The organism is Lentibacillus amyloliquefaciens (genome assembly GCF_001307805.1).
GTDB lineage: Bacteria > Bacillota > Bacilli > Bacillales > Amphibacillaceae > Lentibacillus > Lentibacillus amyloliquefaciens.
In genome coordinates this window covers 843,899-865,067 of the sequence record NZ_CP013862.1, presented here as the reverse complement: position 1 = coordinate 865,067, position 21,169 = coordinate 843,899, and the positions used below count along the sequence as shown (strand labels likewise).

General features: G+C 41.9%; 21 protein-coding genes. 4 read left to right on the top strand and 17 right to left on the bottom strand.

All coding sequences use genetic code 11. The features are described from left to right. Positions 1–14 precede the first annotated feature (14 nt). From AOX59_RS04300 to AOX59_RS04250, 11 genes are all read right to left on the bottom strand, one after another. Positions 15–797 (bottom strand): enoyl-CoA hydratase, encoded by a 783-nt coding sequence (locus AOX59_RS04300; RefSeq protein WP_068442319.1) that lies wholly within the window; start codon positions 795–797, stop codon positions 15–17. A gap of 94 nt (positions 798–891) precedes the next feature. Next, a complete protein-coding gene (locus AOX59_RS04295) occupies positions 892–1,104 on the bottom strand; it encodes an acetyl-CoA carboxylase biotin carboxyl carrier protein subunit (RefSeq protein ID WP_068442317.1) in 213 nt (70 codons plus the stop codon). 12 nt (positions 1,105–1,116) lie between these two features. Then, complete coding sequence (locus AOX59_RS04290) at positions 1,117–2,472, bottom strand: acetyl-CoA carboxylase biotin carboxylase subunit (RefSeq protein ID WP_068442315.1); 1,356 nt, start codon at positions 2,470–2,472, stop codon at positions 1,117–1,119. A gap of 12 nt (positions 2,473–2,484) precedes the next feature. Further along, positions 2,485–4,119, bottom strand: coding sequence for an AMP-binding protein (locus AOX59_RS04285; protein ID WP_068442313.1), 1,635 nt, complete (start codon positions 4,117–4,119; stop codon positions 2,485–2,487). A gap of 28 nt (positions 4,120–4,147) precedes the next feature. Then, complete coding sequence (locus AOX59_RS04280) at positions 4,148–5,290, bottom strand: acyl-CoA dehydrogenase family protein (RefSeq protein ID WP_068442310.1); 1,143 nt, start codon at positions 5,288–5,290, stop codon at positions 4,148–4,150. Between the two features lie 57 nt (positions 5,291–5,347). Beyond that, complete coding sequence (locus AOX59_RS04275; protein ID WP_068442307.1) at positions 5,348–5,989, bottom strand: TetR/AcrR family transcriptional regulator; 642 nt, start codon at positions 5,987–5,989, stop codon at positions 5,348–5,350. A gap of 112 nt (positions 5,990–6,101) precedes the next feature. Further along, entirely contained in the window at positions 6,102–8,543 is a 2,442-nt protein-coding gene (parC, locus tag AOX59_RS04270) for a DNA topoisomerase IV subunit A (RefSeq protein WP_068442305.1), read from the bottom strand. A 38-nt stretch (positions 8,544–8,581) separates the two neighbouring features. Further along, on the bottom strand, positions 8,582–10,537 hold the full coding sequence (gene parE / locus AOX59_RS04265) for a DNA topoisomerase IV subunit B (RefSeq protein WP_068442301.1): 1,956 nt from the start codon (positions 10,535–10,537) through the stop codon (positions 8,582–8,584). Between the two features lie 201 nt (positions 10,538–10,738). Beyond that, positions 10,739–11,152, bottom strand: coding sequence for a CoA-binding protein (locus AOX59_RS04260; protein ID WP_068442295.1), 414 nt, complete (start codon positions 11,150–11,152; stop codon positions 10,739–10,741). 14 nt (positions 11,153–11,166) lie between these two features. Further along, positions 11,167–12,693 carry an ABC transporter permease/substrate-binding protein gene (locus tag AOX59_RS04255; protein ID WP_068442292.1) on the bottom strand — a complete coding sequence of 509 codons (1,527 nt, stop codon included), beginning with the start codon at positions 12,691–12,693 and terminating at the stop codon, positions 11,167–11,169. Next, on the bottom strand, positions 12,693–13,760 hold the full coding sequence (locus AOX59_RS04250) for an ABC transporter ATP-binding protein (RefSeq protein WP_068442289.1): 1,068 nt from the start codon (positions 13,758–13,760) through the stop codon (positions 12,693–12,695). The genes AOX59_RS04255 and AOX59_RS04250 overlap by 1 nt, the downstream gene beginning before the upstream one ends. A gap of 172 nt (positions 13,761–13,932) precedes the next feature. Here AOX59_RS04250 and plsY point away from each other — a divergent pair, with 172 nt between their 5' ends. From plsY to AOX59_RS04230, 4 genes are all read left to right on the top strand, one after another. After that, positions 13,933–14,514 carry a glycerol-3-phosphate 1-O-acyltransferase PlsY gene (plsY, locus tag AOX59_RS04245; protein ID WP_068448139.1) on the top strand — a complete coding sequence of 194 codons (582 nt, stop codon included), beginning with the start codon at positions 13,933–13,935 and terminating at the stop codon, positions 14,512–14,514. A 90-nt stretch (positions 14,515–14,604) separates the two neighbouring features. Further along, positions 14,605–15,531, top strand: coding sequence for a GTP cyclohydrolase FolE2 (gene folE2, locus AOX59_RS04240; RefSeq protein WP_068442283.1), 927 nt, complete (start codon positions 14,605–14,607; stop codon positions 15,529–15,531). Between the two features lie 20 nt (positions 15,532–15,551). Then, positions 15,552–15,776, top strand: a complete 225-nt coding sequence (yidD, locus tag AOX59_RS04235) for a membrane protein insertion efficiency factor YidD (RefSeq protein WP_068442278.1) — start codon at positions 15,552–15,554, stop codon at positions 15,774–15,776. Positions 15,777–15,801: 25 nt separating this feature from the next. After that, the gene (locus tag AOX59_RS04230; RefSeq protein WP_068442274.1) at positions 15,802–16,089 is read left to right on the top strand and encodes a HesB/YadR/YfhF family protein; all 288 of its coding nucleotides are present in this window, start codon (positions 15,802–15,804) and stop codon (positions 16,087–16,089) included. Positions 16,090–16,165: 76 nt separating this feature from the next. Here AOX59_RS04230 and AOX59_RS04225 read toward each other — a convergent pair whose 3' ends face one another. From AOX59_RS04225 to acnA, 6 genes are all read right to left on the bottom strand, one after another. Continuing rightward, complete coding sequence (locus AOX59_RS04225; RefSeq protein WP_068442273.1) at positions 16,166–16,465, bottom strand: hypothetical protein; 300 nt, start codon at positions 16,463–16,465, stop codon at positions 16,166–16,168. Beyond that, positions 16,465–16,890 (bottom strand): acyl-CoA thioesterase, encoded by a 426-nt coding sequence (locus tag AOX59_RS04220; RefSeq protein ID WP_082684124.1) that lies wholly within the window; start codon positions 16,888–16,890, stop codon positions 16,465–16,467. Before AOX59_RS04220 ends, AOX59_RS04225 begins: the two co-directional genes overlap by 1 nt. Before the next feature lie 123 nt (positions 16,891–17,013). Continuing rightward, entirely contained in the window at positions 17,014–17,244 is a 231-nt protein-coding gene (gene tlp / locus AOX59_RS04215) for a small acid-soluble spore protein Tlp (protein WP_068442270.1), read from the bottom strand. Between the two features lie 130 nt (positions 17,245–17,374). Further along, on the bottom strand, positions 17,375–17,515 hold the full coding sequence (locus tag AOX59_RS20445) for an FbpB family small basic protein (RefSeq protein WP_257720702.1): 141 nt from the start codon (positions 17,513–17,515) through the stop codon (positions 17,375–17,377). Between the two features lie 85 nt (positions 17,516–17,600). Then, positions 17,601–18,173: a TlpA family protein disulfide reductase gene (locus AOX59_RS04210; protein WP_237049370.1), complete on the bottom strand. Its 573-nt coding sequence runs from the start codon at positions 18,171–18,173 to the stop codon at positions 17,601–17,603. A 259-nt stretch (positions 18,174–18,432) separates the two neighbouring features. After that, positions 18,433–21,150, bottom strand: a complete 2,718-nt coding sequence (acnA, locus tag AOX59_RS04205; RefSeq protein WP_068442268.1) for an aconitate hydratase AcnA — start codon at positions 21,148–21,150, stop codon at positions 18,433–18,435. Positions 21,151–21,169: the final 19 nt, after the last annotated feature.

The window sequence follows — 21,169 nt, the reverse complement described above, 5'->3', positions numbered from 1 at the left end:
TTTAACCTCCCCTGTTACTTACCCTGATAGTCCGGTTTACGTTTTTCTTTAAATGCACTCAAGCCTTCAAAACGGTCCTCTGTTGGTATCGTTTCTTTATAGCTTAAATGTTCAATAGTCAATCCGGTAGCAATATCGGTCTCTAATCCTTTATTGATTGCTAATTTTGCCTGCCGCAATGCAACAGGACCGTTACCGGCAATTGTTTGTGCCATTTCAGCTGCTTCTTTCGGCAGCTTTTCGGATGATGTTACGTGTTCAACCATATTTAAAGACAGAGCTTCTTCCGACGCCACAGGCTTAGCTGTGAAAATGAGCCGCTTTGCCTGACCAGATCCGATTAAACGGCTGAGGCGCTGTGTTCCGCCTCCACCGGGAATTATCGCCAAAGATGTTTCAGTCAGACCCATTTTTACATGATCAGCAGCCATTCTGATATCGCAGCCAAGTGCAAGTTCCAATCCGCCTCCAAACGCCGCTCCGTTAATTGCGGCTATCACCGGCATTTTCATATTTTCAATGGTTGTTATGGTTTCGCCTATATAGTTCACTGTTTCTATTACTTGTTCCTGAGTCATAGTCTTACGTTCTTTCAAGTCTGCTCCTGCACAGAAAGCTTTTTCACCGGAAGCAGTTATAATCGTGCAGCGGATTGAAGAATTTGCGTTAATCGTTTTCACATGGTCATTTAATTCATCCAGAAGCGCCTTTGACATGGCATTCATAGCTTCCGGTCTGTTGAGCGTTAAAATGGCTATATGCCCATCTTTAATCTGATAGTCTACAAGTGCTGCCATTGCTATTCCCCTCTCCGGTTATGAATAGGCTAAAAAATCTTGCATTAAAATTTGGTTCCAGCCCGGAAGCTCGACTGGAACTAACATCTTTTAATCATTCAATTACCAGTATGGTGTCCCCTTCATTGACAAAATCACCTTCTGCGACCTTCAATTCTTTAACGGTGCCGCCTTCTTCCGCCGGGATAGGTATTTCCATTTTCATTGATTCAAGGATGACAACTTCCTGATCCTCTTCTACTTTGTCTCCTTTATTGACTGTAATTTTCCATACATTTCCTGCCATTGATGCTTTTACTTCTGCCATTTCAATATCCTCCTAGTTTGTTTTAACTGCCGGCAAATAATAATGATCAACAAATGCTGTTGTTGTTTCACCGTTTTTAAATTTCTCATGATCCAATACTTTTAAGAGCATTGGAATGTTTGTTTTAATACCTTCCACTTTATAATCCAATAATGCATTTTTTATCGATGTGATAGCTTCTGCCCGGTCTTTTCCTTTTACGATAAGTTTTCCAATCATTGGATCGTAAAATGGTGTCACATCAAAATCTGCGGTTACAGCTACTTCATTTCGGATAAATTTACCCGTTGGCAGTTCAAAAACTGAAATATGACCTGGGGAAGGGAAAAAAGTTTCCGGATCTTCAGCATAGATACGCGCTTCAATAGCATGTCCGTCGATAGTTACTTCTGATTGTTTGAAAGACAATTCTTTACCATCAGCGATACGAATTTGCTGTTCAACGATATCCACACCGGTTATTTCCTCAGTAACTGGATGCTCTACCTGAATTCGTGTATTCATCTCCAAAAAATAAAATTTCTCATGTTCATCGACAAGAAATTCAATTGTGCCGGCACTTGTATATCCAAGTGTTTCTGCCGCTTTCACTGCAGCTTTACCCATTTTCGTGCGGGTTTTTTCGGATATAAACGATGAAGGTGCTTCCTCAATCACCTTTTGGTTGCGCCTTTGGATGGAACACTCCCGTTCATATAAATGAATGGCATTCCCATAGTTATCAGCAAGCAGCTGTATTTCGATATGCCTTGCATTGTCCAATTTTTTCTCCATAAACATAGCACCATCGCCAAAGAAAGTATGGGCACGCTTCGAATTGCTTTCAAACGCTTTTATGAGTTCATCATCTGATTGCACGACCTGCATGCCAATGCCACCGCCGCCTGCTGAAGCTTTCAGCATAACCGGATAGCCAATTTTTCGGGCGATGCCGACTGCTTCATCCGCTGATGCAACAGCACCATTTGTACCCGGTACAACAGGGACACCGGCTTTTTCCATTGCTTCCCTGGCAGCAATTTTGCTTCCCATTTTTTCCATTACCTCAGCAGAAGGGCCGATAAATATGATGCCTGCCTGCTCACATTTTTCAGTAAATCCGCCATTTTCGCTCAAAAATCCATACCCCGGATGGATGGCATCAACATCTGCATCTTTTGCAATTTCAATGATCTTCTCTGTGTTCAAATAGCTCTCCTGTACACGTGGCGGCCCAAGCAGATAACTTTCGTCAGCCATTGACACAAACGGAGCCTTTTGGTCAGCCTCTGAATATACGGCAACCGTTTTGATGCCCAATTTTTTACACGTGCGAATAACGCGTGCTGCGATTTCACCTCGGTTGGCAATTAATACTTTATTGATCATCGAATTCCCCCCCTAAGCTCTTACTTCCGCAATGGATTCTTCTCTTAATTTAAATTTCTGGACTTTTCCGCTAGCGGTCATCGGATATTCATCAGTAAATTTAATGTATTTTGGAATTTTGTGTCTCGAAATGTTTCCTTCACAAAATGCTCTGACAGCTTCTTCTGTTGCGTTTGCCTGATCTTTAAGGATAATCCAGGCCATAAGTTCTTCTCCGTATTTTTTATCCGGAACACCCACTACCTGGACATCCAAAACATCTGGATACTGATACAGAAATTCCTCAATTTCTCTTGGATAAATATTTTCACCGCCGCGGATAATCATGTCTTTCATTCGGCCGGTAATTTGAATATACCCATGCTTATCCATCACCGCCAGATCACCGGTGTGCAACCATCCATCGCTGTCGATCACTACGTCTGTGGCTTCTTGATTGTTATAATAGCCTTTCATGACATGGTAGCCGCGCGTGCACAATTCACCAGGAGCGCCCGGAATCTGTTCTTCTTCAGTTCCGGGTTTAATAATCTTTACTTCAACGTTTGGATGGATTTTTCCAACTGTCGTTGCTTTTACTTCAGCTGGATCGGTTGTACGTGTCTGTGTAATCACAGGTGATGATTCTGTCTGACCATAAGCAATAGTAATTTCACTCGCGCCCATTTTATTCATGACATCATTCATCACTTCAATCGGACACGTTGACCCGGCCATAATTCCTGTTCGCAAATGCGAAAAATCATACGTTGAAAAATTAGGATGATTTAGTTCTGCTATGAACATCGTCGGCACCCCATGTAAACCTGTACACTTTTCATCCGATACTGCTTTCATAACTTTTTCGGGATCGAATTGCTCTAAAAGCACCATTGTTGTTCCTTTGGAAACTGCTGTCAGTATTCCAAGCACACAGCCAAAACAATGGAAAAACGGCACCGGAATACACAATCTGTCTTCATGAGTCAGCTTCATACAGTCGGCGATCTGATTGCCGTTATTTACAATATTATGATGTGACAGCATAACTCCTTTCGGGAATCCGGTCGTTCCGGATGTATATTGCATATTAATCGCATCATGAGGATCCAGCGACTGTTTACGCTGTTTCAGTTCATCATCAGAAACGGAGTTGCCTTCTTCCATGACTTCATCCCAAGTATAGGCATTTGCATAATCATCATCACTCAGCACAATTATATTCTTCAGATGGGGAAACGTTTCCGACTTCAAGTTTCCTTTTTCAGCCTGTTCGAATTCCGGACAAATTTGTTTTAGAATATCGATGTACGAAGTTCCTTTAAAACTTTCCGCTAAAATAAGCGTTGTTGAATCGGATTGTTTCAGTAAATATTCAAGTTCCTTAGCCTGATAATTGGTGTTTACAGTAACGAGCACTGCCCCCATTTTGCCCGTTGCAAACTGGGACGTAATCCATTCAGGCTTATTGTCTGCCCAAATAGCTACATTTTCCCCTTTTTCTATTCCTAATGCCATAAACCCTTTTGCTGCCATATTCACCATTTCATCAAATTCCTGATACGTTTTGCGTAAACTTAATTCCGGATAAACAATGGCTTCATGATGCGGATAAGAATTCACTTGCTTTTCCAGTATTTCACCTACCGTCAGATTCAGTAGTGTCATGAATTTTCTCCCCTCAATTTATATGACTTTAACACCCCAATTGTCTTGCAATAACCATCCGCTGTACTTCAGATGTGCCTTCTCCGATTTCAAGCAGTTTTGCATCACGTAAATACCTTTCTACTTCATATTCACGCATATAACCGTAACCACCGTGAATCTGAACGGCTTGATTTGCTGCTCTGAAAGCTGTTTCCGTCGCATAAAGCTTTGCATATGCCGCTTCCTTTGAAAAAGGTTTGTCATTATCTTTCAGCCAGGCAGCTTTATAAACTATATTTCGGGCAAGTTCAACTTCCATTGCCATGTCAGCCAATTTGAACTGGATAGCTTGGAAATCGGCTATTGGTTTGCCAAATTGTTTGCGTTCTTTTGCATAACTGAGAGCTTTATCAAGTGATGCTTGAGCAATTCCCAATCCTAAGGATGCAATTGATATTCTGCCCCCATCCAACGTGTACAAAAATTGGTTAAATCCTTTCTGCGGATCCCCAAGCAAATTGTTCTTCGGCACACGCACATCATTAAGCACAATTTCAGCTGTATCAGACCCGCGGACACCCATCTTGTCGTAATCACTGGTAATGGTCAGACCATCTGAATCTGTTGGCACAATAATGGCAGAGATAATATTTTTACCTTTGTCATTTTTTCCGGTAACAGCAGTCACAATAATGGTTTTGGCATAGCTGGCATTAGTGATAAAGCATTTTTCGCCATTGATAATAAAATCATCACCATCTTCGGTTGCCGTTGTCTTCGTCCCCCCTGCATCCGACCCGGCATTCGGCTCTGTCAGCCCGAATGAACCTAATGCCTTTCCTTCTGCCATTGGCATCAGAAATGTTTCTTTCTGTTCTTCTGTCCCGAAATAATAGATGGGACTTGCTCCGAGTGAAACCGTAGCCGCAAAACTGAGTCCCGTGCTGCCACACACTTTCGCAACCTCTTCTACAGCAATCGCATAAGAGAGTGTATCACCGCCTGAGCCACCATATTCTTCAGGGAAAGGAATGCCCAAAATCCCCAGTTCCCCCATCTTTTCAAAGATATCAAGCGGAAAAGCAGCTTGTTTATCGATTTCAACAGCTCGTGGTTTAATCGTTTCCTGTGCGAAATCCCGCACCATTTTCTGAATCATGGCCTGCTCTTTTGTCAGTTCGAAGTCCATGAAAATCCCCCTTGTATTAAAGACCGACTGGTTGGTCTGTATTGGTTATAAAAAAAACTACACCAATAAATCTTTTTTTACACTGTCAATCAGTTGTTCATCGTATGTAGCCATTACATTTGGATCCGCTTTCAAAACTGCGCGTAAAATTAAATCAACATAAATGGAGCCAATCGCATCAATGCTTTTTGCACCGGATTGTTTATACCACTTGTACGTCCAGTTAACCATGCCCAAGATTGCCATAGTAGTTATTTCCACCTGCAAGTCGTTCCGGAATGCTCCGGATTTTTTCCCTTCATGCACAGCATTCATCATAATTTCTTTAAATTGGTCTCGTTTTTGCTTGATGCTTGCCTCATATTCCGGTTTTAAATAAATATTTTCCTGATAAAAAACCGAAATGTGCGGCTTATAAATACCAAATGTTTTTACGAAGTCTTTGATGATTGCCTGCAGTTTTTTAGTTGGATCAGAAAAAGTTTCATTTGCAATGGTGGCTTTCTCCAGTGCATACGTAATAAATTCATCATGGATAACAAACAGCAGTTCATCTTTGGAAGTGAAATGGTGATAAAAGCCTCCCTTGGACGTACCTGTTTTATCAACAATCTGATTTACCGTGACACCGTGAAAACCGTGCTTCTCAAATAAACTCAACGCCTCTTCTATGATTTGTTCTCGCAGCCGCGTTCTCAAACCCTCCTTTCAAAACTCATTTATACTGTATCATATTTTTCTGAATATAAAAAGAAAAATTTCAGAATTAAAAATGCAGACAGTACTAGTAATACTGTCTGCATTCAGACATTTATTCTTCAAAAGGTTTTTCATAGTCCGATTCTTTCCACACTTCCGTTACCTCGCCCTGATTATCACTGTCAATGAGAAATGATCCATTACTTTGCCGGTCACTGACTGATAGTTCCAGCGGGAAGAAACGGTGTGTTTCATCTTTATGCGTTTTGAAACAAATCGTTTCGTTGTCACTTATCACATATAAACCTGTGAGGCGATGTGCTTTTGTCTTTAATTCCCTTAACATAACCAGCCCTCGTTTGGCACGGCTTAACTTCTCGAAACTTTTTAGTTTCATCCGTTTAGCAGCACCTCGCTGAGTAACAACAACAATTGAGGGCTCGGACAATTCATCAAACACCTGTCCGTTGACAACATATTCGCCTTCTTTCAGTTTGATAGCTTTTACACCTGCAGCACGCTGACCGACAACTGAGATTTCCGATTCATGATACCATAAGCCAAATCCTTTATTGGAACCAATAAACACTTCAGCGTGTCCGTTCGTATTATAAACACCAACAACTTCATCGTCATTTTTCAGATTAAGGGCGATCAGTGCTTTAGAGTAACGCTGGGCCTTGTACAGGGCGAGTTCACTTCGCTTCACCATGCCATTTTTGGTGAAGAAAATAAGGTACTCACCTTCTTCAAATGTGCGTATTGGAATAGTTTGGATAATCCGCTCATCCCGATCAATTGAGACGAGATTGGAAATGTGCTGGCCAATATCTTTCCATCTGATATCAGGTAAGAGGTGAATCGGCAGATAAATATACTTACCTTTATTTGTAAATAATAAAATCTGATCGGTCGTATTCAATTCAAATAAACCAACTAAATAATCATCATCTTTAATTCCGGGGTCTTCACCGTTAGAGGCACCATACGACCTGAGACTCGTGCGTTTGACATACCCGTCTCTTGTCGCCGATACGACTATATCTTCACTGGCGACAGTGACTTCAATGTCAAATGTTAACTCCTCAACTTCATTCTCAATGACAGTTTTCCGTTCGTCAGAGAACGTTCGTTTCACTTGTCTCAGTTCTTTTTTTATATGCTGGAACAGTTTTTTATCACTTGAGAGCAGTGCTTCTAATTGTTCAATCTGTTTTTTCAGTTCTTCCGCTTCTTTTTCAAGCGACGTGACATCCGTATTTGTCAGCCGGTATAGCTGCAGCGTGACAATGGCTTCTGCCTGATCTTCAGAAAACCCATAAGCATTAATGATACGTTTTTTGGCATCTTGTTTATCTTTTGAAGCCCTGATAGTTGCAATCAGCTCGTCCAAAATAGAAACTGCTTTGATCAGGCCTTCAACAATATGAGACCTGTTTTTAGCTTTCTTTAAATCAAAAACAGTCTGCCGGGTAACAATTTCTTTCTGATGGATAATGTAAGAATCAAGTATCTGCGGCAATGACAGTAATTTAGGCGTTTTATCGTGGATAGCTACCATATTAAAGCTGTATGTTACCTGCAGATCCGTATTTTTATACAAATAGTTCAAGACACCTTCACTGTTGGCACCTTTTTTCAGTTCAATAACCACACGAAGCCCTGTGCGATCTGTTTCGTCACGTACTTCGGCAATACCTTCCACTTTTTTGTCGATCCGCATTTCATCCATCTTTTTGACCATATTAGCTTTGTTGACGTCATACGGAATCTCATCGATTACAATGTGCTGTCTGCCGACGCGCATATCCTCAATCGATGCTTTCCCGCGAACCACAATCTTTCCTTTCCCGGTTTCATATGCTTTCCGTATGCCATCAACACCTTGAATAATGCCGCCTGTCGGAAAATCAGGACCTTTGAGAACCTGCATCAGTTCATCGACCGAAACTGAAGGGTTATCGATCCTTTTAATGACGGCATCTACGACCTCCGCCAGATTATGTGGTGGTATATCTGTTGCATAACCGGCCGAAATACCTGTCGATCCGTTTACAAGCAGATTCGGGTATTTAGCCGGAAGGACGACTGGTTCATTAATCGTATCATCAAAATTTGGAATCCAATCGACTGTTCCTTTATAAATATCACGAAGCATTTCTGAGGCAATTTTTGATAATCTTGCCTCTGTATAACGCATTGCAGCTGGCGGGTCCCCGTCAACACTGCCATTATTACCATGCATTTCAACAAGGCTGTTGCGCACTTTCCATTCCTGACTGAGCCGCACCATCGCATCGTACACAGATGTATCCCCGTGCGGATGATAATTCCCGATAACTGTCCCGACGGTTTTTGCTGCTTTACGGAAATTTTTATCATGGGTATTTTTTTCTTCATTCATTGCATACAAAATTCTTCGCTGAACGGGCTTAAGTCCATCACGGACATCCGGGAGCGCCCGTTCCTGAATGATATATTTGCTGTATCTTCCAAACCGGTCGCCAAGGACTTCTTCCAGTGGAAGATCCAAATAATTTTCAGCTTGTGCCAAGCCAATCCCCCTATTACGATGTTACATTGCTTCTTATGTTATTGCGATTGAATTTTATCATTTTCCAATATATTAGCATCTTCAGTCATTCCGAATTTAACGTGTCCTTCAATCCATTTTCTGCGGGGCTCCACTTTGTCACCCATTAATGTCGTCACGCGTCTTTCAGCCCGGGCAAGATCATCAATTGTAACCCTGACCAGTGTCCGTGTTTCGGGGTTCATGGTTGTTTCCCATAGCTGATCGGCATTCATCTCACCAAGACCCTTGTAGCGCTGAATAATGTAACCATTTTTAAAGTCTTTAATCGTTTCTTTCATCTCATCATCGTTCCAGGCGTAGACGGATTTTTCATTTTTGCCTTTCCCTTTCGTTATTTTATAAAGCGGCGGTAAAGCAATGTAAATCATACCTGCCTCAACCAGCTGCCGCATATAGCGGTAGAAAAAAGTCAAAAGCAAAACTTGGATGTGTGCGCCGTCTGTGTCTGCATCCGTCATAATGATAATCTTATCATATTGTGCATCTTTCAGGTCAAAGTCACCGCCAACGCCCGCACCGATTGTATTAATAATGGTGGAGATTTCCTCGTTTTTTAAGATGTCCTGAATTTTAGCCTTTTCGGTATTGATCACTTTTCCCCTTAGTGGCAAAATTGCCTGAAACTTACGATCGCGTCCTTGCTTGGCTGAACCGCCGGCAGAATCCCCTTCTACTAAATAGAGTTCGTTTTTTTTCGGGTTTTTTGACTGGGCCGGTGTCAGTTTGCCGCTCAGCATTGTATCTTTACGCTTTTTCTTCTTACCTGATCTGGATTCTTCTCTCGCCTTTCGTGCCGCTTCTCGTGCTTCCTTTGCCTTTATAGCTTTACGAACCAGCATTCCGCCAGCATCCGGGTTCTCCTCCAGGAAGTATGAAAGTTTTTCAGACACGACGGCATCGACTGCTGATCGTGCTTCAGCCGTCCCAAGTTTATCTTTCGTCTGCCCTTCAAATTGCAGCATCTCTTCAGGTATACGGACTGATACGATAGCTGTAAACCCTTCACGTATGTCTGAACCTTCAAGGTTTTTATCTTTATCTTTAAGATAAGCGTTTTTTCTGGCATAGTCATTAAAGATTCGTGTGATAGCTGTGCGCGCACCGGATTCGTGTGTGCCGCCATCTTTTGTACGGACATGATTGACAAAGGACAGAATGCTTTCAGAGAACCCATCATTAAACTGGAATGCAAAGTCAACTTCGATGTCCTGATGCTCGCCTTCAAACGACACGACATGGTGCAATCCATCCTTTTCTTCATTCAGATACGCAACAAAGGATTCGAGCCCGTCCGGAAATTGATATTCCTCTTTTAACTGCTCTCTCTCATCAGTCAGTTCAATCGTTAACCCTTTAAGCAAAAAAGCTGACTCTCTCAGCCGTTCAGACAGTGTTTCAAAATTGTAGACCGTCGATAAAAATACAGCAGGGTCAGGTTTAAAATGAATGCGGGTTCCTTTCTTATTTGTTTTACCGATCTTTTCCAGCGGAGTGACAGACTTGCCGCCATGTTCAAAACGCTGATGATATTTAAACCCTTCCCGATAAATGGTTACTTCCAGCCACTCGGATAAGCCATTGACAACGGAAGCTCCGACCCCATGAAGTCCGCCACTCGTTTTATAGCCGCCTTGTCCAAATTTGCCGCCTGCGTGCAAGACAGTGAAAATCACTTCTGTTGTCGGCTTGCCGCTCGAGTGGAGACCAGTGGGAATACCTCTTCCTGCATCTTCCACAGAAATACTATTATCCTTATGTACGGTTACCTTAATCACTGACCCGTACCCGGCCAATGCCTCATCAACAGCATTATCGACAATTTCAAAAACCAGATGATGAAGCCCGCGCTGATCAGTGCTGCCAATATACATTCCCGGTCTTTTCCTGACGGCATCCAGGCCTTCGAGTACTTGAATTGAATCATCTGTATATTGTAAAGACTCCTTAACCATGCAGTCTGACTCCTCTCTTCTTTCTTAGGATACAAGTTCTTTCATGATAATTTCAATAATAGAACAAATGTTTGTTAATGTAAAATTTTTATATCGGTTAAAGTCCATAATACCGCAACACACGGTTATTAGTATACTATAATTTTTCGGAAGTACAAAAAAAGAATGACCTGAGAAGGCCATTCAGTAACTTTTTACTGTCTATACGAGTACACTGTGAGCTACTTTAATACACCTGTCCATGATGACAGTAAACCCGCGTTCTTTCAAATAATCATACGTTTCCTGACTGACAATACCCTGTTGAGCCCAAAAGACGCGGCAGTCAGTTTGAGCTGCTTCTTTCGCAATGTCCGGCAGAAATTCAGAGCGGCGGAACACATTGATGATATCGATGTTTTCCGTGACATCTGTTAAATTATCATATGCTTTTTCGCCGAGAACTTCATTTACTTTAGGGTTCACCGGGATTATGGTGTAGCCCTGATCCTGCATGATTTTTGAAATTTGATATGAAGTGCGTTCAGGTTTATCACTCAGACCTACAACTGCAATTGTTTTCGCTGATTCCAGAACTTCTTTCACAATTTTATTTTGCGGATTTTCCCATGTCATTCCAGATGCCTCCCTCAATTATTGATAAGCCCTTCTTCCAAAAGATACTCACGGGCAACATTTGCTGGATCTCTGTCTTCATAATCGACTGCGTAATTCATTTGCCGCATTTCTTCATCTGTTATTTTTCCGCCAAGCTGATTCAGTATGCCTTTCAGTTCGGGATATTCATTTAGTGTACCCTCTCGCAGCAGCGGTGATCCCTGATATGGCGGGAACAGATTCTCCGGGTCATCCAGCGTCACCAGGTTTAAATCAATCATATAACTGTCAGTTGCATAGGCATCTATGACGTCGACTTCATTGTTTTTCAGTGCATCCTGACGAATTCCAGGCTCCATCGTCTGAACATCAGAAATATTCAGGCCATATACATCCTGCATACCGACATAACCATCATACCGGTCATTAAATTCTAACGTAAAACCAGCAGTGATGTTATCTTCAACTTTTTTCAAATCACCGATTGTTTCCAGATTATGCTCATTCGCAAATTCTTGCTTTAATGCAACAGCATACGTATTGTTAAAGTCCATAGGTTCTAACATAATCATACCATATTGTTCCTTCATACCTTCCCTTGCCTGCTCATAGACGTCATTTCTATTATTGCTCTCTGCATCCTGTTCCAAATGCGTGACAATTGCAGTTCCGGTAAACTCAGGGTAAATATCGATAGTGCCATTTTTCAGGGCACTGAACACAAAAGCGGTTTTACCAAGTCCTGGTTCAAGCTTTACAGATAAATCCGTATCTTCTTCAATAAGCTGTTTATACATATTAATCAGAATAGCCGGCTCCGAACCAAGCTTTCCGCCGATTGTGATATCCGCTTGTTTTGCCGGTGAAAAGAAAAACGGTGAAGCAACGATCAGAACAGCTATGACTAGCATCGCTGCAAATGACTTAAAACCTGCCCGTCTCGAAATTCGTTCAAACCCGCGTAATATAAAATCCAATAAAATAGCTAACATAGCGGCAGGGATAGCGCCGAGCAGGATAAGATTCAAGTCAGCACCACGGTCAATGCCGAGCAGAATCAGCTCACCCAGACCACCTGCACCAATTAGTGCTGCGATAGTGGTAGTTCCAACGATTAATACCATTGATGTTCGAATCCCTGCCATGATAACAGGCATAGCAATGGGCAGCTCCACTTTAGTCAATCGTTTAAAAGAATTCATCCCCATTCCGGTAGCAGCTTCTGTTAAAAATGGTTCCACCTCATTAATCCCGGTATAGGTATTTCGTAAAATAGGCAATAATCCATATATGGTTAGCGCAATAATCGCCGGTGTAGTGCCAATGCCAAAAAAGGGAATCAGAAACGCGAGAACCGCAAGACTCGGGATTGTCTGCATGACGGCAGACAGGCCGATTACTGGCTCGGCTACCCGCTGATATCTTGTCATCACCAAACCGAGCGGTACTGCAATGATGATCGCAATGATGAGTGACAGCAATGAAACTTGCAAATGCTCCCAAATCGTTTCAAGCAGCATATCCTGTCTGTTTTGAAAAACGGAAATAAACTCACCCATTACTGAATCACCCCGTCTTTTGCAGCAGTTTCACGTCTTAAATAGGTAATTATATCTTTGTAAGTCAACGTTGCCAGGAGCTCTTCATCTTTGATGATGGGATATACCAGCTGACTTTTGGTTTGCAATAAATCCGCTGCTTTGTAAAGCGGTAAATCATTTTCAAGGACAGTTACGTCCTTTGTATAATGACCGTCAGTGAGCGCCCCGACAACTTTGTTAGCTTCATCCTTAATGATAAACATCCCATTATCAGGGTAATTCCGTTCCTCATATGCACTTTTTGTTATGATGCTGGATTCGGTTTCTTCAGCTATTACGTCGACAGCTGTTTGCCATGGAGATTTTCGTTCACCGATGAAATCCTTTACAAATTGTGTTTTAGGGTTCAAAACCAATTGCTGTGGTGTATCAACCTGAATAATCCGTCCTTCCCGCATCAGGCAAACCTTATCACCGAGCGCCAATGCTTCATCAATATCATGTGTCACAAAGACAATTGTTTTTCTGATTTTTTGCTGAAGCTCTCTTATATCATGCTGCAATTGTTCGCGGCTGATCGGATCAAGCGCACTAAATGGCTCGTCCATTAAAATAATATTCGGATTAGCAGCCAATGCGCGGATGACCCCAACACGCTGCTGCTCCCCCCCTGACAGTTCATCCGGTCTTCGATGCATATATACGGATGGATCGAGCCCGACCATTTCAAGCAGCTCTTTACTTCTGTCCTGAATCTGCTTACGCTTCCATTTTTTCATTTCCGGTACAACCGCAATATTTTCTTCAATCGTCATATGTGGAAACAAGGCGATTTGCTGAAGCACATACCCGATGTTCCAGCGCAGTTCATGAATATTATACGTATTAATATCCGTATCGTTTATGTAAATTGTCCCTGAAGTCGGTTCAATCAGCCGATTAACCATTTTCATTGTCGTCGTTTTACCGCAGCCGCTCGGGCCGATTAACGTAACAAATTCACCTTCATTGATTTTTAATGAAAAATCCTCGAGTGCTTTTGTGCCATCAGGATACACTTTTTTAACATCGGCAAATTCAATCATCAAATTCTTCCTTTCAACAGAATTTTTCATTTTTATGCAATATCTAAACATTACCCCTTACCATCATTTTAGAAACCCTAATGGGACAATTCAATTAATAAAGGTTCTTAGAATCGTTACTTCATGGTAAAATAGGACAAAGTCAAAAATGAAGCGGAAAGTGGGAAACATTATGGAGTTTGTAGTATTTGCTTTAATGGCATATTTATTGGGGTCTGTCCCTTCAGGGGTGATCGTAGGCAAACTTGGTTACAAGATTGACATCAGAGAACACGGGAGCGGCAACCTTGGTGCGACGAACACATTTCGAATTTTAGGGGTGAAAGCGGGAATCATTGTAACACTGGCGGATATCCTAAAGGGGACACTGGCCACGGCACTGCCCCTGTTTTTTGGTGCTGACGTTTTCCGGCTTGCTATAGGGTTATTTGCGGTTGTGGGTCATACATACCCGCTATTTGCAAAATTTAAAGGCGGCAAAGCCGTTGCAACATCAGGTGGGATTATTTTGGGCATTAACCCTGTCCTTTTTGCAGTAACAGTGACATCCTTTCTTCTGACATTGTATATTTCCAAATATGTTTCACTGTCCTCAATAATCACCGGCGTTATTGCAGTGATTGTCTCCGTTCTGTTTCAGGATTGGGGGCTCGTTATCGTAACAGCGGTATTAACGATTTTAGTATTTTACCGTCATCGTGAAAATATCAAACGGATTAAAAATAAAACCGAACCGAAAATAACATGGATGTAGCTCTAGTAAACCAATAAATTGAATCTTTAATACAACATTTAGTATACTGAAGAAGTACAGTTACAAATTGGAAGGGGTCACAGATTCGTTATGAATAAAGTCAGATCTATCTCAAATAAACAGTTACCGAATAAAGCCCAACGTCATAAACTATTTGGTTCTGTAGAGCCCGGTCCTAGAACAAAACCCAGCGAAAAAAGCAAAATGGCTGACTTGCAAAATTCAAAAGAAGATTTTTTGTTTGATCTCGATGAAGTTGGAATAGCCAATGTAAAACATCCGATTACAGTTGCAAGCAGTCTTGAGCCAAAATCCCAGACGACCATAGGGACATTTGAATTTTCATCAAGTATCGATAAATCCAGCAAGGGCACCAACATGAGCCGGTTCACCGAGCAGCTGCAGGCATTCCATCAAAAAGGATTTGTCATTGATATAAAAACGCTTAAGATATTCACAAAAGACTTGGCAGAACGGCTGGACCAGAAAGATGCAGAAATCAAAGTAAGCTTTCCCTGGTTTTATGAGCGGCGCGGTCCGCAATCAGATCTTCCCGGAATGAATCATGCCGATATCACCATTTGTGTCAACTATGATCAATCAGCAGGCTATACCGTGGAGGCATCCATGTCAGCTTTGATTACTACCCTTTGCCCATGCTCGAAAGAAATCAGCGAATACAGTGCACATAATCAGCGCGGGGAAGTTTCCATAAACGTATCCTTGATTGAGGATTTTGATGAAGAGAGTGCAGACTGGAAAGCGTTCCTGCTTGAGGCTGCAGAAAGCAATGCCAGCGCCAGACTGCATCCTGTTCTGAAACGGCCTGATGAAAAAATGGTTACTGAACAGGCATACGAGAATCCTCGCTTCGTGGAGGATCTTGCTCGTCTTGTTGCAGCTGATCTTTATGAAATGCCGTTTGTTGCCAAATTCCAAGTTAAATGCCGCAATGAAGAATCCATCCATATGCATGATGCGATTGCATCCATAACATACGATAAATCGCAGCAATAACGGCTGGAAGGGTGAATCATGTGAAATATATCTTTATCGGACTGATTAAATTTTATCAAAAAGCAATCAGTCCCTTTAAACCACCAACTTGCCGTTTTTTTCCCACATGTTCTGAATATGGGCTGGAAGCTTTTAGGCGATTCAGTTTCCTGAAAGGCGCTTATCTGACAATCCGCCGTATCAGCAAATGCCATCCTTTTCATGAAGGCGGTATTGATTTGGTACCGGAGAAACGGGATAAATAAAAGAACGAGCCAGGGAGTGATCGATGTGAAGTTGAAGATTACAAATCAGGCAGGACAATGGTACAAGGATGAATTTGACATTGATGATCGATCTTATCAGCGATTTTTCGTCCGATACGGTGGTTTTGGCGGGCGAATACCCGGTTTCTCTTTAGGCCTCGGCAATGACGTGCCTGAGGATATATACGCTTCATGTGATGTTGCAGGGATTACATTTTATATCGAAAATAAAGATGCATGGTATTTTGACGGGCAGGATTTGTCAATTACACTTGATGAGAAAACAAAAGAACCTAAGTTTCATTATAATTAAAAGGCGCTGTAAACCAGCGCCTTTTTGCCATTGTCAGCTCTTTTTACAGTGATTTGGTCTTCAACTTTGAAAAGTTTTACAATTCAAATCTTTTTATTTGTTCCCACTGTTGTTCCTTTCGCAATATACGTGCCTGTTTCTCACCAAATAAATCAAAATGCGGATGATGTTCGTCGTTATGAATCCATTTTGGCTGCAAGCTATACTGCGCTCCCCAATTAATTAGTTTATTCAGGTCATTGCACCCGACTTTCGTTACCGTATCACAACCGGGAAATCGTTCATCAATCCAATAATGTGTTAAAAAACTTATTTGACCATTTTTTACATCTTTTTTCCATTTTTGCAACTCTCTTCGATTTATACCAAAAGCCATCACGCTTCACCGCTTACTTGCTGCAGATATGCCTGATGCCACTCTGGAAAGGCCTTGCGCAATGCAAGCGGACGAAAAGATTCTTTATCGACAATGACATGCTTTGTTGTGCCGCTTGCAGCCATTACACCATCTTCCCGCAAAATATCGTAACCATAGACTGTCCGTATGCCATCATATGAATCGAGCCATGTTTCAACAAACGCTTTTTCACCATAGCGAACCGGCTTTTTGAAGTTAATTTGCGCATCAACAACCGGAGAGACAATATTATTCTTTTCCATATCGGCATATGTAAGGCCAAGGCTTTCAATATATTTTGTTCGGCCGATTTCAAACCACACAAGATAATTGGCATGATAAACCACACCCATTTGATCGGTTTCCTGATATCTTACTTCGACTGGTGTATTCGTTTTATGCAATGAAGCTCTCCCCCCAAGATCTGTTTTCTATAATCCATTTTACCACAGACTCTGTTTGTATCAGGATGATTTGCATGAATTGATTAACCTCAAACCATGAATCAAATGGTTTGAGGTTAAAAATTATTTATCCGCTTCGTCTTTAATCTCCTGTCGCATACCTTCAATCGCCTCTTCACGCCGTTTGTTTTTTGCTTCGATTTTATCTCTTTCATTGCCTGAACTGTGCTTCATCGTTTCATGAGACTCCTCGAGATTTTGAATGGTGTCCTGAACCATCTCTTGTAGTTTTTCAACATTATCGCTGCGGTCATCCGGTTTAGGTTCGTATTTATGCTTGTCAGTCACTTCCATCCTCCTTCACTAAAATTAATCCACCCTTAATGTGGGTCTAATTTAATTTTTTACTGAAGCAACGATAATATACAACTAAAAAAAGCCTGTTCTGATTAGTCGTGACCTGACCAATAGAACATGCTTCTTTCTACTTTGAGTGCTTTTCATTCAAAGACTGGTGCATTTTTGCTTCCATATTTTTTTCAATTCTTTCTTGAACTGATTCGTCCTGTAACATTTCCTTGCGGTTTTCCTGAACAAGTTCATCAAATGAAAGCCGTCTTTTCAAAGAAATTGTAACCCACTCCTTATGACTTATTTAATTTCATGTTATTAGGAATAGTGTTACCAAATCTTTGAAAATCTATCCATTTTTATGATAATTTATCAATCATTTCAACCATATAGTCATAAGTCATGGGGCCAAGTTTTGGAGGTTGCTGGACTTTTCCGTCTGTTCCGATGAAATAAGTGGTTGGGATATTATAAATATCGTACTGTTCCTGTATCTTTGAATCTTTATCCAATGGGACAGGGTACGTATAACCATTTTTATTAACATATTCCTCAACTGCTTTAACACCTGAATCATTGCCGGTTAAGTTAACAGCGACCACTTCGACCTTGTCACCGTATTCTTCATAAAATTTTTGCATCTCGGGCATTTCATCTTTGCAAGGGCCGCACCATGACGCCCAAAAATTCATAATGACTTTTTGACCGCGTAAATCAGACAATTGAAATGTATCTCCCGAAAGTGTTTCAACTTTAAAATCCGGTGCATACTGTCCTTCTTCAATACCTGTCTGATTAGGAGGCACAATTCCCGCGCCATCAGAATTCTGCTGTTTAGGTGTTTGTGCTTCTTCCTCTGTATCGATAAAGCTAAAAACTGCCATACTAATCATAACTACGAGTAAAGCAATACCAATGACCTTTTTAACCATAGAGTATCCCCTAACTTTACAATTGATATAATTCAATCGTATTGCTGTTTCATCAATATGTAAAGTTAAATAAGTTATTGTCATAACTTGTTCATAAAGTGAAACTTCAATCAGTGAGGGATTTCTTCCCCCACTGATTGTTAGATGAACGAATCGGACATTTACTGGCAGTTGATCCCGTTTTTCTTCGGAGATTGCTTTTTACGAAAAAAGCCAACACACCGGTTAAAACCGGTGTGTTGGCTCATGCCCTTCTATCTTATTGCACTGTGTCACCTGTAGTTTGCAGCTTATTGCGCAATACCATCTGCAAAATACCGCCGTGACGGTAATAATCAACTTCAACGTCACTGTCAAAACGTGCAATAGCGTTAAATTCAATTGTTTTTCCATTTTCATCAACCGCCGTTACTTTAATGCGGTCATGCGGTTTAACACTTTCATCAAATTCCACATTGTACGTTTCCTGACCGGTCAATCCCAGTTTATCTGCACTGTCACCTTTTTCAAACTGCAATGGCAGAACACCCATCATGACCAGGTTCGAGCGGTGGATACGCTCAAAGCTTTCTGCGATAACTGTTTTAATGCCAAGCAGGTTTGTACCTTTGGCGGCCCAGTCCCTGGAAGAACCCATACCGTAATCTTTTCCGCCGATAACCATCAATCCGGTGCCATCTTCCTGATACTGCATGCTGGCATCGTAAAATGGCATCAACTCGCCGGTTGGCCAATAAGTTGTATAGCCGCCTTCTTTGCCTTGTGCAAGCAAGTTGCGGATTCGGATATTTGCAAACGTACCACGCATCATAACTTCATGGTTACCACGGCGGGAACCGTATGAGTTAAAGTTTCTTGGTGATACACCTTTTTCCTGCAGATATTGGCCGGCTGGCATGTCTTTGGCAATAGCCCCGGCAGGCGAGATATGGTCAGTTGTAACTGAATCACCGAATTTACCAATAACACGCAAATCGCTCAACGATTCAACCGTGCCTGCATCACGTGACAGTCCTTCAAAAAACGGCGGATTCTGAATGTAAGTTGATTCACTGTCCCATTCAAATAATGGTTCATCCGTTGTTTTGATTTCGTTCCATTTTTCATTGGAATCGAATACTCTTTCATATTCTTTCCGGAAAATTTCCGGTTTCACAACTGATTGAACAGTGTCTTTAATATCATCCATTGATGGCCAGATATCTTCAAGGTAAATCGGTTCACCATCAGCATCCGTGCCTAGCTGATCCTTAGTCAAGTCAACATCAACCGATCCTGCCAAAGCATATGCAACGACTAATGGCGGTGATGCCAGATAGTTTGCTTTGACGAGCGGATGGATACGCCCTTCAAAGTTACGATTGCCTGACAAGACCGATGAAACGGTCAAATCACTTTCTTCGATTGCTTTTTCAATTTCCGGGCGGAGCGGTCCTGAGTTACCAATGCATGTCGTACATCCATAGCCGACCAGATTGAAACCGAGCTCATTCAAGTATGTTTGAAGCCCCGAATCATCAAGATAGCGCGTCACGACTTTGGAACCTGGAGCCAGGGATGTTTTGACAAACTCAGGTACTTTCAACCCTTTTTCAACTGCGTTTTTCGCGAGCAGTCCGGCACCAAGCATAACATATGGGTTAGACGTATTTGTACAGGATGTGATTGCTGCAATAGCGAGCGCACCTGTTTTCATGACGGACGTTTCATCATTTGGATGTTGTACTGTGGCAACCTTATCAAACTCTGACTTGTCCATTCCAAAGCCTTGGTTACCGGACGGTGCCGTAATAGCTTTATTGAATTCTTCTTTCATATCAGAAAGTGCGATTAAATCTTGCGGCCGTTTAGGCCCGGACAAGTTTGGCTCAAGTTCTGAAAGATTGATTTCAACCACTTCAGTATACGCAGGATCTTCCTGATCAGGTGAATACCAAAGGTCATTTTCTTTACTATACTTTTCAATCAGTTCAATTTGTTCATCACTGCGCCCGGTTAAATGAAGGTAGCTTAGTGTTTCTTCATCAATCGGGAAAAAGCCGCAAGTTGCTCCGTATTCAGGTGCCATATTGGAAATGGTTGCACGATCGGCAAGCGGCATATCTTGCAAACCTGGTCCGAAATATTCGACAAATTTCCCGACAACATTTTTCTCACGAAGCACCTGTGTAACTTTTAAGGCCAGATCAGTTGCTGTCGTACCTTGCGGAAAACTTCCTGTAAATTTAACACCGATCACTTCCGGTGCAGGGAAATAGGATGGCTGACCAAGCATGCCAGCTTCAGCTTCAATACCGCCTACGCCCCAGCCCAGAACACCAAGACCGTTAATCATCGTCGTATGTGAGTCTGTACCGAACAGTGTGTCAGGAAATGCATCATATGTGCCGTCTTCATTTTCAAGCTCATGCACCACATTTGCTATATACTCAAGATTCACCTGATGGACGATACCTGTTGCGGGCGGTACAGCACGATAATTATCAAATGCTTTTTGTGCCCAGTGTAAAAATTCATATCGTTCCATATTTCGTTCAAATTCAAGCTCCATATTGGCTTGCAATGCATTTGGGGTGCCATATTGGTCGACTTGTACAGAATGGTCGATAACCAAGTCTACCGGCACTTCCGGATTTATTTTGTCCGGCTCGCCACCCATATCAACCATTGCTTTTCTGAGTGAGGCCAGATCAACTACAGCTGGTACACCGGTGAAATCCTGCAAGATGACCCGGGAAGGTTTAAATGGCACATCAACATCACCGGTGTCGTTTGTACCCCATTTCGACAACTCTTCAACATGTTCGTCCTTTATGACATGGCCATCTTTCTGACGCATAAGTGATTCAAGCAATACGCGCACAGAGAATGGCAGCCGGGAAACGTTCCCAAGATTTGCATCTTCAATGGCTTTTAACTGGTAGTAATTATACGTTTTGCCATTTAATTCAAACTGCTTTTTTGCATCAATACCCATAACAGCTTTACCCCTCTCT